Below are 13,283 nucleotides of genomic sequence, written 5' to 3' on the forward strand. Positions count from 1 at the left end.
TTTTTGGTGATTTACTCTAACAATTGTGGTCATACTCATGATAATATTCATCACAAGAATCATTTCGATCATTACAGCAAATGCAGAAAGTTTTTTTGATAAAAACACTAAAAAAACCAGGATTAGGACTAGCTGTTGAGGCAGTTAGGCTTTCGAAATCTTCTACTTGAAAAATCCTTGTAACTCCAGTAGGAATGGTTGCAGTAATTGGTCTGTTAGTTCTTCTTGATTGAATAGTTACAGTTATAGGAAGCTCTTTTAAAGGAACTGTTAACTGAAGTAAGGTTTTATTATGATTATCAGTAAAATCTTCGAAAATAGTTTGAGGAGCTCCGGGTAATATAGTAATGGTTAAGGGGATATTTCCAGATAGATTTTCTCCCACACCGGCAATTGTATGAGTTTCAACAAAACATTTACTTTTTTTTCGATTTGAATACGAGTGGTGCTGATTTTTATAATACTTCTTATCATGGGAATAAAAAGAATCCGCCATCGGTATGTCACTCTCCTTATTTTTAATGGTCTATATTATACTATTTGAGAAGTAGAAATTGTGTTTGGACAAAATGCAAAAAACTTTACGGATTTAATTTTCTTCTAAAAAGTTAGTTACAGAAGGATGAGAGAAAGTATTTAGATAGATAAATTGAACAAAAATACTGTTTAGTAGAAAAGGAAAATGATATGAGATATTCGATGGTGTTTATTGATTTCAAAAATAGAGCACATAAGATGGAACTCGTAACAGATGACATAATGAAAATTTTAAACCAACCTGTTGATGGGGATCATCCGTATGGTCATGGAAAAGCTGAAGTCATTTCCTCAGGAATTGTAGTATTTATTTTAAATTTATAGGGCATTATAATTCTTCTAAAATTTTGTCTTTATTGATGATAACGTATAGTAGCGTATCGATTGGTAATTCAAATCTTGTCAATTTTGTATCTTTTGAATGTTCCTCTGATATTGCATCAATAATTATTGCTTGCTTTCCTTCTTTTTTTATTAAATATTGATTTCCATCAAGTATGACTCCAGCATATTTGTCGCCATGATACAAATCTTCCTTTAATATTTCATGTTCTTTTCCAATTTCACATTTTAAAAATGTAATAGTATCTTCTAATGTATCTTTCTCAATTTCTGATATCAAAAAATCTTTTAATTTGTTTTTAGAAAACTCACCATTCTTTTCTAAAAAATTTTGTTTGTTAAATTCTTTTTTCAAATTTATCATTCCTTATTTTATGGATAAGTAATAAGTAGTCCATATACTTTTAAATTCATCATAAACTATTTTTTCTTTTGTTCCTACGAATAGTTGTGCAACAGCCAATATAGTAGGACCAGTTGCTCTTCCATACCATTTAGCTCTCCTATACAAGTCACCATTGGGAACTTCTGTGAATGAAATTATGGTGTGTCCTTTCTGATGTTTGCGAAAATTGATGTAAGGTGTGATAGCGCGCAACAAATCAGGCACCGGGCATACTTGGCATGAAGGCGGTTAAGTGGAACTTTACGAAGTTTTTAATAGGCGCGACGGAAAAGTGATAGATCGTTTTGCACCGCAGACGAAGCAGGAAGAGTTGGGGAAGGAGATTGAAAAAATATTGTAAACTAATATTTTCTAGGAAGAGCATGGAAGGTTTTGTTCGAAAGTAGAATGCAAAACGAAGGATTTCATGTTGTAGAAAAAAATGTACCTATAATAAAGCAGAATTTAGGTTCAAATTAGTAAACAAGTAGTATGTTTTGTTTTCTATCTCTCTAGAAAGGGATATTTGAAATAAAAGAAAAACGTTGGATGGCAGATAGGAATGATGCTGTCATCCAACGTTTTTTATATGGAGAAAACTCATTGCAACCATGCAACGAATTGTTGTTTAGCTTGAAAGCAGTTAGGGCAGATTCGAAAATATACGTTTCAAATTTTTGAAATAGGAATTTCAAGATTTAAAATTCAATAATCCAAGGTCTATTTTTTCGATTTTACATAACCAGCTGCCTTGGCATCAGTTTCTGAACAGAACCAAACTATATTATCTTTTGTAGAATCGTAATATTGACCGCCGGGAACATGATACTTTTTAGAATTAGCATTTCCTTTAATTTGTCCTTTACAAGAAGTGTTTGTTTCTTTATCATCACTAGGATTATTCTGGAAAGGTTGTCCATTAGCCCCCCCTTGATTGCTAGTAGTTGCGGACGCTACAGTACTTTTCTTTTGTGAAGCTTGCTCAGCAGCTTGACGTTGTTGCTCTTCCTGCTGTTTGCGAGCCTGTTCTTCAACCTGACGCTTTTGCTCTTCTTGTTGTTTGCGAGCCTGTTCTTCAGCTTGACGTTTTTGCTCTTCTTGTTGTTTTTGAGCCTGTTCTTCAGCCTGACGTTTTTGCTCTTCTTGTTGTTTGCGAGCCTGTTCTTCAGCCTGACGTTTTTGCTCTTCTTGTTGTTTTTGAGCTTGTTCTTCAGCTTGACGCTTTTGCTCTTCTTGTTGTTTTTGAGCTTGTTCTTCAGCTTGACGTTTTTGCTCTTCTTCTAGTTTTTGAGTTTTTTCGTCTGCTTCTTTCTTTGCTAGTTCTTTTTTCTTGTCTACATCTTTTTTATCTTCTTGTTCAGTTGCAAGTTTTTTATCTTTTACTGAGACTTTTTCAGTAGAAGGGGTTGCGATAGTAGCTAATACAACAAAAGCCATAAGCAAACCACCTGTAATTAAAAATTGTTTTTTTGCCATGCCAGTTTTTTTAATAATAGATAAAATTGCTAGAACGAGGAAAAAGAAAAATAGGATTAAACATAAATTAGCGAAAAAGCCAACAACTGGGTGATTCGTTTGTGTGGTGATTGTTGCTGATACTAAAAGTGAAATAATCAAACAAATAACTGCCGGTCTACCATATTTCATTGCTTTCCCATTTTTCTTAAAAAGTGAAATGATACATAAGATTAGTAGAATAAGAGTCACTAAAAATAAAATCGCACTAATATTACTCCAAAAAGCCATTTTAATACCTCCATTTGTAAGATTTACTCTGTTGATTATATAGGAATATATTAGAAATTACATGCTTTCAGTATAAAATAAGAAAATTGTCTTTTTTAGTTAAATTCAAACTCTTTACCGTATATAAAGAAAAGAAGATATAAATTTTATTGTTTTTTCAACGAAATCATAGATTGATAATTAACTGTCTGAAAGGAGGGGGCTAATGGGCTTGCAATTGTCGGTGACTTGTATTTTATAAGAAAACGGAGCTTTGTTTTTAGTAGCAAAAGTAGGTGATGTTATCATGTTAAAAATATCAATTACAGCAAACTTAGCAGCTTTATTTTTAGCATTAGGAGTTTCAAGATGCGAGTAATATTGTAGTCTATCTACTGGAAAACGGTAATTTTATTATGTAAATAAAAGTGACTTTCGTGAAAATTACAATCTTAAGCTCATGGAAAGAGATTCAGCATTTCTTTCGTTATAAATTAAAAAAGCCAATGCTCCTATATGATAGGGGCATTGGCTTTTTATGTTTTACAAAATAAATAGCGGGATATTCAGCTTTAATTAAGAGGTAATGTTAATTATTATGTACTTCACATGAAAATACGTATTGAGAATGATGCAACTCCTATAGGGACTAAGGAAAAACGAAAAGGCATGTACCGGTATAATACCGGGCCACATGCCCAAGAAGTTGCCTAATAAAATAATCTGTCTCATTTTCGTTAGACGTTTTTTATATTTTAAATCAGAAGCTTTTCTGACTTGGGGTGTAAACCTTTTCGTTAGACACTTTCAAGTTTGATTTAAAGCTAGGAGCTACCTTACCTACAATATATGGGCCGAGTTTAAATTTATTTAAAAGATATATTATAGGAATTGGAATGAGTAGAGCAACGAAAAAATCCGTAAACAATGCACCAAGAATTGTACTTAGCTGAGGGATTTTTGTTTGTATAGTACTACTTATCGTGTCAAGTAAAAAAGGATGTAGTAAATAAATTCCAAAAGAATATCGACTTACAAATATAAGGAATCTAGGTACATGCTTTATTTTTGAAGCGATATAGAAAAATAGTAGTATTGTAGATATTGTGAATAAGAAAATATCAATTCTTTTAGAACTAATATCAGTTATAATGTTGAATTTTTGAAAAAGGATTATCATCATGCCAGTTAAAACCCATGAATAAAATATCTGTTTGGAATACTTCATTAACCAAGATTTAAAATATTCGTAGTGAGTACCTGCATAATACCCTATAAAAAAGTATGCAATCCAGCCTGGAAATGGAATCCAAGAATATCGATACCAAATATAGTCGGCACTTGGTATATCAAATGGTTCAATAAAATTAAAGAAACCGAGATATATAAAGTTTATAAATAAAGAGGAAAGAATAACGGTTTTAGGAGAAAAGTGATTTTCTACTTTTTTAAAGATCATATGTAGAAAATAAAATTGAAATATGATTAAAATAAAATAACCATGGTAATCTCCTAATACAACATTTCTAGTAGCTTGAACTAAAATTGAATGTAGCCCATCTTCGTAATTTGACGTTATTGCATAAAAAATCCCCATAAATATAAAAGGTAGTAATATAAACTTTACTCTTTTTAACATGAAGTTATTTGGTAGCTTATTTTGATAATTATAAGCTATTACAAATTCAGATATAAAAACAAACATTGGTGTACCATACATAAGTAATAATTGAAAATAAGCTAGGAATAGTTCTAGTATACTTTCCGACTCAAAATTTGCAGGGTTTTTTGTTATAGAATGTATAAGTAACACACTTAGACACGCTATACTTCTTAAAATCGTAATTTCTGGAGCTCTATTCTTCATACATACCACCTTTAACATAAATTATAAAACAAATAGATGTTTAAAATTATTGTAGAAAAATTGTGCATGCAGACACAATTTGTTCCCTTTGTAAAAACCGATTATAAACAAGGAGTGATGAGTATTACCATAAAACGATATTGCATTAAATTTACCTTATAATAAGATATTAATCAAGTTAAGTATATTTAGGACATAGATTTATTTTCCTGTCAAAGCAATAATCACCAAATTTTAGCAGTATGACCAATATGAAAATTACATAATGCGAGAGGGGAAAACCAGCATATAATTAAATAAATAGTGGGATTATGCTCGTAATCGAGAAATTCAAACGCAGCTATGATAAATATGTGAGGTTATTGAAGGTTACAATGTTAATCTTCGCAAAGGACCAAATGGAAGTTACCCTGTTATTCGTCGGTTAAATAAACCAGAGTCATATAAAGTGTGGGGCGAAAAAGATGGATGGCTAAATCTTGGTGGAAATCAGTGGGTATATAACAATCCTTCTTACATCAAATTCGAAAAGAAAGAGCCAGTTAATCTGATTGCAGGAAAACGTGTTGTGTCTAAAGTGGGCAACCTACGTTTCTATGACTCACCATCTTGGCATGATAAAGATGGTGCTGGTTCTTTAGATACAGGATTAGGATTTACAATCGATGCGAAGGTTATTGTCAATGCTTCATCACAATACAAAGTACACAACAGGAAGGGTAAGACATACTATGTAACAACAAATGAAACTTATACATTTTTTATTTCATTATACTCCATATTCCATTTCTTCCAAGAATTCTCCACCACTCTTGATACATTGCATTATTCTGCTACATGCACAATAAAAGTAATGTTCACTTGTTGCAGTTGATTTTACCGGAACTGGATCTATTTCATGAAACATTTGATCTTTTTTATGAAAATACATTTTTCCAACTTTATCTGGATATTCTGAGGGGTAAAATTGATATACAACTATTTCCTCGTCTTCAAATTCTTTATTCATTGTAATATGAATTGCCATAATTTATCTCCTTTACTTTCGTATTTTAAATCCGTTTTCTATCCCCCTAAATGTTTAAAGGTATAGGTACCAATAAATTATAAAAACCTTGAGGGGCATCTTGCCCATCAAGGTTATCAAAAAATTATTCAAAGTCTTCAAACTAACAAGTGAAAAATCGTACTTTGTCATTAAAAAACACTGTACCATCATTATTGATAGTAGAACTAGCAGAAATTTTCCCCTTATCCCACAACCATTTATTTGATATCTTTTCAAGTATTTTTTCTGCTTCCTCAACGTCAAGAGTACTTCTTGACGTTTCTATATTACATACAACCTTAAACCAACCGTCAAACTTCCAATAAGGTTCAGTTGAGCTTACATCATGTGAAGTAATCATGGTGTCTATTTTTTTTAATAACTCATGCAATATTGTCAATGCTTTGTCCTTATTCTGACATTCTACAAATAAACTCAGTTGGAACATAATAATCCTCCTAAAATATGTTAGTGTGAAATTGTGTCATCTGGAGCAACGTTAATATATTTTTTCTCATTCTTTGTATATTTCCCCCATTCCTTCATTCCTTTTTTGGAGAGTTGTACATCCCATTCGAATTCAAAATTCTTTTTAGGGTCACCGTGATAAGAGCCTTTTGTCCATACATTTTCAAATTTATCAACGTAACTATTAAGTTGCTTATTAAACTTAACTTCCTTTCCTGGTATAAATCTGAAATGTCCTTTATTCGGTAATTCAGTAATTCAGTCTTTGTCATCGAATTGATTATATTATTTTGATACTCTTCTCCTCGTTGTTCTTTTCGTCTGTAATAACCTCCATAAGCATCAAACATGAGGTAACCACTTAAATAACTCCCCCAATGTCCCGATGGTGGAAGTGTACTAAATATTGAATCAGCAGTAAGACCACGATCTGAGAAAGCGTCTGCTACTTTATATACATTTGCTCATAAATGATATAAAAACAGGTGGAAAAATATGAAAATCAATTTAATAATAAAATATAATGTAACAAATAAAAAGAGCTATAAATACTTGTTTGATAGGCATTCACGGCTCTCTTTTATTTTTTATATTATACCAAATGAACAATCTTAAAACTGTTCATTTTTCTCCCAAGATTCAACGAGGTAGTATGAAAAACCTTATTATATCAAGGTTTATAAGTGTTGGCTTTCCTCGATGCTCACATTTTGCTCATATTAAATCTTTTCATTTTTTATCAGGTGTTTTCATTAGATTTTATTATGCTCTCGAAGTTTTCAGCTGCTTGTTGCTGCATGTTCTGTGTGATGTGACTATACTTGTCTAAAGTCATTTGAATAGATGAATGCCCTAAGCGATCTTGTACGATTTTAGGGTGTTCCCCGATCTGAAGCATGAGTGTAGCGTGAGTATGTCGTAAGTCGTGTATACGAATCCGAGGAACACCAGCTTTTTTATAGTGATCATTCAAAAAGCGATGAGGAGCATCTATATGTAAGGGCGAGTGTACCGTATTGCCGGTGAAAATAAAGGCATCTTCATTTAAGTGCATACCCCAGCGGAAAAATTCTTTCTTTTTATAGGAGTAGTAGGATTGCAACTTCCCTATAACAAAAGAAGAGATACTAATACTTCTATTTGAAGACTTAGTTTTGGTAGCGGCTTTAAATAGTCCTTTTTCTGTTTTTACAAGCGATTTATTAACTAGGATACGTTTATTATCAAAATCAATATCTTTCCACGTTAGTGCAAGTAATTCTCCGCGTCTCATACCTGTATAGATTGCAAGTAAGAAGAACATATGGTACTTAATATTTTTTTCTTTTAGATACTGGAGGAATCGATTACATTCCCCGCTAGACCATGTTTTCATCTCACCTTGCTCTTCACGTGGTTTTTTAACCTTATTCATTATATTATCATGTATGATTTCCCATTCTACAGCGTGTTTGAAAATACATCTTAGGCAGCGATGGATATTGCTAATTGTACCATTTGATAGTCCTTTTTCTTTAAGTTCAGCATAGTAGCTTTGAACCATTACAGGTTTAATGCTTTTAATTTTTTTATAACTAAATGGAGGTAGGATATAGAGCCTAACTAAGCTCATGTCTTTTTCATAAGGTGTAATTTTTAATTCAGCTTTACGAAGAGGCTTTAACTTTTCCCATACATCTAAAACAGTTAATTGTTTGTCATCAAAATATATTCCTTTCTCTATTTCTGTAATCATTGTTGCAGCAGCATTTTGAGCTTCTTTTTTAGTTCTAAATCCACTTTTACTTTTTTGTTTTCTTTTCTTTTGCCTGTCATTGGATCTATACCAACATCTATTGTAAAAGACCACGTATTTCCACGTTTACGAAAACTTCCTTTCATATTCAATACCTCCTGTAGCGTTAGTTTTGAAAATTGCAGTATGTTGATATTTGATTCTGTAATTTACTTGCTAATAATTGATTTTCATAATGTAAAAGTCTTTTTTCAGCAAATTGTGTTGTTACATTGAATTTTTCTGAGATTATATATGCTTTTAACTGTAGGGTAGGAAGCTTTCGTAACATAAAAGTAGGTACACAAAATTGTTGTGCGAAGTTTTTAGCCTATGCTTCTTGATAATCTAGAAACATTTGATGCATTAATAATTGATTACCAGAATGAAATAGAATGTGACAGGTCTCATGGCCAAAATCCTCCTATTGTTCTTGCTGAGAGATACGATTATCAATTTTAGGTACGGATGGGGGAAGTGGATGATGTCTATAGGAAAAGAAGTTGCTATGGCACGTAAACGAAAGGGAATCACCCAAGAACAACTTTCCTTAGAAATCCCTGTGAGTCGTGAGTCACTAGCAAAATATGAAACTGAAAAACGACGGTTACCAGAAGACTTACGAAAATGTATTACTAAAGGAATTGATGATCCACAGTTGTTTTTTAAATGTGGAATGAAGTAACAGGTCATGTAAGTATTCCATTCTTTAATGGAGAATACATTGATCTTCATCCTACAAGTATGAGGTACATGGTTCAGCAAGAAACAAATGAAGCTTTGAAACAGCTTGATACATTATGTTGGTTTAAACCTTCACAAGCATGGTCTGAACAGGAGAAAGAATCTATGAAAAAGGCTATGCATGAAATTTTAGATGCCACGGGTTCGATGATGAGCCTTGTAGCGGTCTTATGTATCAGTATGGTTTTTCGATGACAGATATATTTAAGTATTGGAAAGTGTCACTACGAGCAAGGAAATATAAAGATGGTTAATTTGATTATTACTAGGGAGGTTAAAGTAATGACAATTGATTATGTGAGTCCAACTTTAAAGCAATATAAAGAACTGATAAGAAAAGACGCAAATTTATATGGTGATATTCGAATTGCATCAGTTTGTGGGGATTAAATAAAAGCAAAAAATTTAAAGAAAGAGAAGAAATTAATGGAGATAAGAATTCGAATTATAGAAGCAGGTTATTTAGAGGATTTTAACTTAAGAGAAATACTAGTAGATTTATATAAAAAAATGCAAATTGATGTTGGAGATTTAACAGGTATCAACACCGGGTACAACGATTTGAATCGAATGACAGCTGGTTTACAAGCAGGGGATTTAATCATCGTGGGAGCTCGTCCTTCAATGGGGAAAACAGCGTTTTTATTAAACATCGCTTATCATGCAGCAAGCTCAGATACAGCAACAGGGATTTTTTCATTGGAGATGGGACGAGAACAATTGATTAAGCGAATGATTTCAAGTACTGGAAATGTAGATGCTACGAAATTAAAGAATCCTAAAAAGTTATGCAACCTTAAAGATTGGGAAAAGATTAGCCAGGCAATGGGATTGATAAATAATTTACCACTAGAAATATATGATAAAGCAAATGTGACGATGCAAGAAATTTACGCAAAGACTAGGAAGTTAAAGCGTAAATATCCAGATAAAAAAGTATTAATAGCAGTCGATTATTTACAGCTTATTGTCGGTGATCCAAAGCATAGAGGGAATCGTATGCAAGAGATTGGTGAGATTAGTCGGAAATTAAAACTGATGGCTAGAGAATTGAATGTATGTGTAATTGCTTTATAACAGTTGAGTCGTGCTGTTGAGAGTCGGCAAGATAAACGACCGATGTTATCGGATTTACGTGAAAATGAACAAATTGAGCAATATGCGGACTTAATTGCGTTCTTATATCGTGAAGATTATTACGATGCTGAGACAGCGAATAAGAACGTGATTGAAATCATTTTAGCAAAGCAAAGAAATGGCCCTGTGGGTACAGTAGAGCTGGCGTTCATTAAAGAGTTTAGTAAGTTTGTTAACTTAGAGCGTAAATTTAATGAGCAACAGGAGGCCAGATGATGTTATTACGACAGGAAGTTGAACGAAGAAAATTGCTTATTATTCGTAAATTACTAGGTTTAGGATTATCTCAAATAAACGGACAAACATTAGACCAATTAACGTTAACGCAGCTTGAAGGGATTTTAGCAGCAAGCTTGCAAGTGTTGGAGGGAACAAAAAAATGATTCTAACAAGAAATTGGCGTAATGGAGATATGATTCATCTTAAACGTAAAAAATTTAAAGATATCCTACATGCTGTACAAGATTTAGAAAAACGAGGATATTCATGTATTCATCCAATTAGATCGTTAGTACAGCGGCAAAGAGAATTCATTCATAAGCGAACGAACGGAAAGATTAGCACAGCTAATTATAGCTTTAAACAAACAGATGCTGATATTTGTTATGTTGTGATGATGAGAAGAGAAAAGAAAAGAGTGAAGAACATGCCGAAGCAATTAACAATCTTTGATGTTGAGCCTGTTGTTTCATTTGATTCTAAAAAAGCGAATGTTCATCGATTGAATTCAAAATTACGTTTTACTGATGTAGTTGTACAAAGACCTCGTCAAGCCAAAGCGATTGATGGATTGAAAGCAACGACAGCACCAGATAATCGTTATGAGTTATTTGAAGAGTACGCAATTGGGATTTGGCGTTATAAACAAGCGGAGGATAGACAATTTGAATGGGAAGAAGCAGAAGAAATGTGTAAGCGAGCAAGAGATAATAAAGAGCCAATTTCGATACGGCTTCATTTATCACTTGAACAACCATTCATTCCAAAGAATGTTGTGCAATATTTATAGGCAAATAAAAAAGCCGGGATCACTCCCGACATAATTATTCGACAAAGTAATTATAACACAAATAGGAGTAGTTCCGGTGGCAATTATCAAGGAGAACATTGCAGAAATGAAGGCTGAAATTTCATTAGCGGAAAATATGATTTATGTTGTGAAAGATGGACAAGTTCATCCAATAGAGCCACCAACAAGTGGTCATGGGGAACAGTCCTTTGTATATAAAGGTGGAAAAGTAACTCGTATGGATGAACGAAAAACACATTTGCTTTAATAAAATTTGAATTTTGTAGAAAAAGGGGAATGAGAGATGGAATACATTGAAAAAGCAATTAAAGATATTAAAGAAAATTGGTTTGAAAAGCATGTAGCTGAAATTCAAGGTGAAGAGGAATTACAAGTTATTTATTGGGGTAAACCTGGGACGGGAATGTATCGTACTAAATATGTGCTTTCAGGATATAACGTGTTTATTTCGGGTAATATTGGTGAAGCGGTGTATAACCTTACATGTCCAGCGACATTGGAAAACATCAAAGGATTCAATTTAGGGTATTTTACTGAAAAGTTAACGGCATTTTGTGAAGAGCGTTGGAATTTCGATGAAGAAAAGGCTAAAAAGGAACTTGATGAATATTGGGAAGAATACGATATGAATGAAACGGAAGACGGACAAGAAATATATGATGGCATTATTTCAGCAATTGGTGAGAGTTCATCTATGGAAAGTTACCACTTTTAGTTAAGTGATGTTTACCATAATAGCTTATTAGATTCCGACACAATGGAAGATATTTGGGGTTTCGGTAAAAGGTTACCACGTCGTTTAATTGGTTACTGGTTAGGATTACAAATGGCAATTGAACAATTAGAGAAAAGTAAACTTGTAGAAGAAGCAGTAACTTTATAACAAAAGCGTTATTTTAAAATTACAGAGCGCCCAAGGGAGCGCTCTTCGATCAAGACAATATTGAAAAATACTCGGTAATATATGTAATCTTTTTAGCTTTGTGAGATTAATCAAAAGTTTTTCGACTTGTTTTTGGATGGTATTACATTTTGTTCTATTTTTTCGTAAAGATTAAGTAATTGTTTGATGAATGTAATTTTCGGTGTTAACCAATACGAAAATAGTGCTGAAATAATTCCTATTAAAGCACCTGTTATGACATCGAAAGGATAATGAACTCCTACCCAGATACGAGAAATAGCTACACAAAATGCAAGTACAAGCCATAACCACCCAGTCTTTTTACGAACAAGCCAAAATGAAAAACAAATTGAAAAAAATAGAATCGTATGGTCGCTAGGAAATGAATTATCTACTGCATGATCGACAAGTTTATTAACATTAGGTAATACTGCAAATGGTTGATAATTCAAATGCAAATTCCCTGCTAATTTTCCAATTATTTCAGCAGTTACGAAAGCAACCATTGCTTGAATAATCATCATTTTGTTTTTTCTAGATTGAGTAAACCAATAAGCCATAATGATTAAACCTAAAAAATACACCATATATTCCGCCAAAAATACCATAGTTGAGTTTAGGGATGAATATTGCTTCCCTAAATCATTGATAGCTCGAAAAGCATCAATATTTAATTGAGAAAAAGACATTTTTAAATCGCTCCTTATTGTGTGTCTATAACTTTATTATGTGAAAAAATTTTTAACTGAGGCCTAACGGTTTCTTAATTAATGCTTAGTTATTTCTTAACAATTCTTGTTTGTGTATAAGGAAAATTATAGTAAAGAGTTTATAGTGAAAAAATTGATTTTAGTGACATTAGTATTACAAAACTGTAAGGATTAGCTCATTAAAGATTTTTAATAAAATAGTTATTTTGAATGGAGTGAAATAAATGAATAAGCGATTAAAAGAAGTAAAAGAGAATATCACCAACATTGCAGATCATGCGATTTGCATGACAAAGTTCGATTATGATTGGCTAATTGAGCAAGTGGAAGAAAAAGAAGTGAAAAACTTTCAAGTTGAAGATATAGATGGATGCGAGTTTGTAAAAGTAAAAGGTTTGGGTAATGCGTTGATTTCATACAATCATGATTTTGATGGATTCATGACCGGAAAGATTCAAGTTGTTTATTCAGACGGTTCTGGTAGTGCAATCAGCATGGAAGAAGCTCAGCAACGTATCGATTCAAAGGAATGGACAGTTATTAAACCATAATTGAACAAAAACGCTATTTTGCACAACAAAGCAGCTAGCTCAATTAGCTAACTACTTGTTG

General features: G+C 32.6%; 12 protein-coding genes and 10 pseudogenes. 11 read left to right on the forward strand and 11 right to left on the reverse strand.

Annotated elements, in window-relative coordinates; translation table 11 throughout:
- Positions 1 to 16 precede the first annotated feature (16 nt).
- The gene (locus tag QRY57_RS11710) at positions 17 to 496 is read right to left on the reverse strand and encodes a hypothetical protein (RefSeq protein WP_026592983.1); all 480 of its coding nucleotides are present in this window, start codon (positions 494 to 496) and stop codon (positions 17 to 19) included.
- Positions 497 to 759: 263 nt separating this feature from the next.
- Here QRY57_RS11710 and QRY57_RS11715 point away from each other — a divergent pair.
- Positions 760 to 858 (forward strand): annotated as a pseudogene (locus tag QRY57_RS11715) (cation-efflux pump); the annotation flags it as partial.
- A gap of 7 nt (positions 859 to 865) precedes the next feature.
- Here the strand turns inward: QRY57_RS11715 and QRY57_RS11720 are convergent.
- Both QRY57_RS11720 and QRY57_RS27135 read right to left on the reverse strand, forming a co-directional pair.
- Positions 866 to 1,234 (reverse strand): hypothetical protein, encoded by a 369-nt coding sequence (locus tag QRY57_RS11720; protein WP_286017507.1) that lies wholly within the window; start codon positions 1,232 to 1,234, stop codon positions 866 to 868.
- Between the two features lie 75 nt (positions 1,235 to 1,309).
- Positions 1,310 to 1,408: pseudogene (locus tag QRY57_RS27135) on the reverse strand (RNase A-like domain-containing protein); the annotation flags it as partial.
- Between QRY57_RS27135 and QRY57_RS11725 the strand changes: the two are divergent.
- Positions 1,388 to 1,625 (forward strand): annotated as a pseudogene (locus tag QRY57_RS11725) (glutathione peroxidase); the annotation flags it as partial. The pseudogenes QRY57_RS27135 and QRY57_RS11725 sit on opposite strands and share 21 nt — an antisense overlap.
- A 359-nt stretch (positions 1,626 to 1,984) precedes the next feature.
- On the opposite strand, the gene QRY57_RS11730 reads toward QRY57_RS11725, so the two are convergent.
- The gene (locus QRY57_RS11730; RefSeq protein WP_286017508.1) at positions 1,985 to 3,010 is read right to left on the reverse strand and encodes a sunset domain-containing protein; all 1,026 of its coding nucleotides are present in this window, start codon (positions 3,008 to 3,010) and stop codon (positions 1,985 to 1,987) included.
- Between the two features lie 739 nt (positions 3,011 to 3,749).
- Positions 3,750 to 4,856 (reverse strand): acyltransferase family protein, encoded by a 1,107-nt coding sequence (locus tag QRY57_RS11735; RefSeq protein WP_286017509.1) that lies wholly within the window; start codon positions 4,854 to 4,856, stop codon positions 3,750 to 3,752.
- A 361-nt stretch (positions 4,857 to 5,217) separates the two neighbouring features.
- On the opposite strand from QRY57_RS11735, the pseudogene QRY57_RS11740 reads away from it, so the two are divergent.
- Positions 5,218 to 5,616, forward strand: a pseudogene (locus QRY57_RS11740) (SH3 domain-containing protein); the annotation flags it as partial.
- A gap of 9 nt (positions 5,617 to 5,625) precedes the next feature.
- On the opposite strand, the gene QRY57_RS11745 reads toward QRY57_RS11740, so the two are convergent.
- The 5 genes and pseudogenes from QRY57_RS11745 to QRY57_RS11765 form a co-directional block, all read right to left on the reverse strand.
- Positions 5,626 to 5,883 (reverse strand): hypothetical protein, encoded by a 258-nt coding sequence (locus QRY57_RS11745; protein WP_098768174.1) that lies wholly within the window; start codon positions 5,881 to 5,883, stop codon positions 5,626 to 5,628.
- A gap of 142 nt (positions 5,884 to 6,025) precedes the next feature.
- Positions 6,026 to 6,352, reverse strand: a complete 327-nt coding sequence (locus QRY57_RS11750; protein ID WP_286017510.1) for a hypothetical protein — start codon at positions 6,350 to 6,352, stop codon at positions 6,026 to 6,028.
- A 20-nt stretch (positions 6,353 to 6,372) separates the two neighbouring features.
- Entirely contained in the window at positions 6,373 to 6,630 is a 258-nt protein-coding gene (locus tag QRY57_RS11755) for a polymorphic toxin type 17 domain-containing protein (protein ID WP_349775678.1), read from the reverse strand.
- Between the two features lie 481 nt (positions 6,631 to 7,111).
- Positions 7,112 to 8,253: pseudogene (locus tag QRY57_RS11760) on the reverse strand (site-specific integrase).
- Between the two features lie 20 nt (positions 8,254 to 8,273).
- A pseudogene (locus QRY57_RS11765) lies at positions 8,274 to 8,603 on the reverse strand (ImmA/IrrE family metallo-endopeptidase); the annotation flags it as partial.
- Positions 8,604 to 8,630: 27 nt separating this feature from the next.
- Here QRY57_RS11765 and QRY57_RS11770 point away from each other — a divergent pair.
- The 7 genes and pseudogenes from QRY57_RS11770 (at position 8,631) to QRY57_RS11800 (ending at position 11,940) form a co-directional block, all read left to right on the forward strand.
- Positions 8,631 to 9,144 (forward strand): annotated as a pseudogene (locus tag QRY57_RS11770) (helix-turn-helix transcriptional regulator).
- 28 nt (positions 9,145 to 9,172) lie between these two features.
- Positions 9,173 to 9,355: pseudogene (locus QRY57_RS11775) on the forward strand (RNA polymerase subunit sigma); the annotation flags it as partial.
- Positions 9,335 to 10,243, forward strand: a pseudogene (locus tag QRY57_RS11780) (DnaB-like helicase C-terminal domain-containing protein); the annotation flags it as partial. The pseudogenes QRY57_RS11775 and QRY57_RS11780, both read left to right, overlap by 21 nt.
- Complete coding sequence (locus QRY57_RS11785; RefSeq protein WP_286017949.1) at positions 10,240 to 10,410, forward strand: hypothetical protein; 171 nt, start codon at positions 10,240 to 10,242, stop codon at positions 10,408 to 10,410. The pseudogene QRY57_RS11780 and the gene QRY57_RS11785, both read left to right, overlap by 4 nt.
- A gap of 263 nt (positions 10,411 to 10,673) precedes the next feature.
- Positions 10,674 to 11,036, forward strand: a complete 363-nt coding sequence (locus QRY57_RS11790) for a cell division protein SepF (protein ID WP_286017847.1) — start codon at positions 10,674 to 10,676, stop codon at positions 11,034 to 11,036.
- Positions 11,037 to 11,112: 76 nt separating this feature from the next.
- Positions 11,113 to 11,304, forward strand: coding sequence for a DUF3954 domain-containing protein (locus tag QRY57_RS11795; RefSeq protein WP_208019467.1), 192 nt, complete (start codon positions 11,113 to 11,115; stop codon positions 11,302 to 11,304).
- Positions 11,305 to 11,340: 36 nt separating this feature from the next.
- Positions 11,341 to 11,940 (forward strand): annotated as a pseudogene (locus tag QRY57_RS11800) (hypothetical protein).
- Between the two features lie 110 nt (positions 11,941 to 12,050).
- On the opposite strand, the gene QRY57_RS11805 reads toward QRY57_RS11800, so the two are convergent.
- Positions 12,051 to 12,650: an undecaprenyl-diphosphatase gene (locus tag QRY57_RS11805; RefSeq protein WP_286017511.1), complete on the reverse strand. Its 600-nt coding sequence runs from the start codon at positions 12,648 to 12,650 to the stop codon at positions 12,051 to 12,053.
- 245 nt (positions 12,651 to 12,895) lie between these two features.
- Here QRY57_RS11805 and QRY57_RS11810 point away from each other — a divergent pair, with 245 nt between their 5' ends.
- Positions 12,896 to 13,222: a hypothetical protein gene (locus QRY57_RS11810; RefSeq protein WP_208019610.1), complete on the forward strand. Its 327-nt coding sequence runs from the start codon at positions 12,896 to 12,898 to the stop codon at positions 13,220 to 13,222.
- Positions 13,223 to 13,283 lie beyond the last annotated feature (61 nt).

This window comes from Bacillus arachidis (assembly GCF_030285945.1).
GTDB classification, from domain to species: domain Bacteria; phylum Bacillota; class Bacilli; order Bacillales; family Bacillaceae_G; genus Bacillus_A; species Bacillus_A arachidis.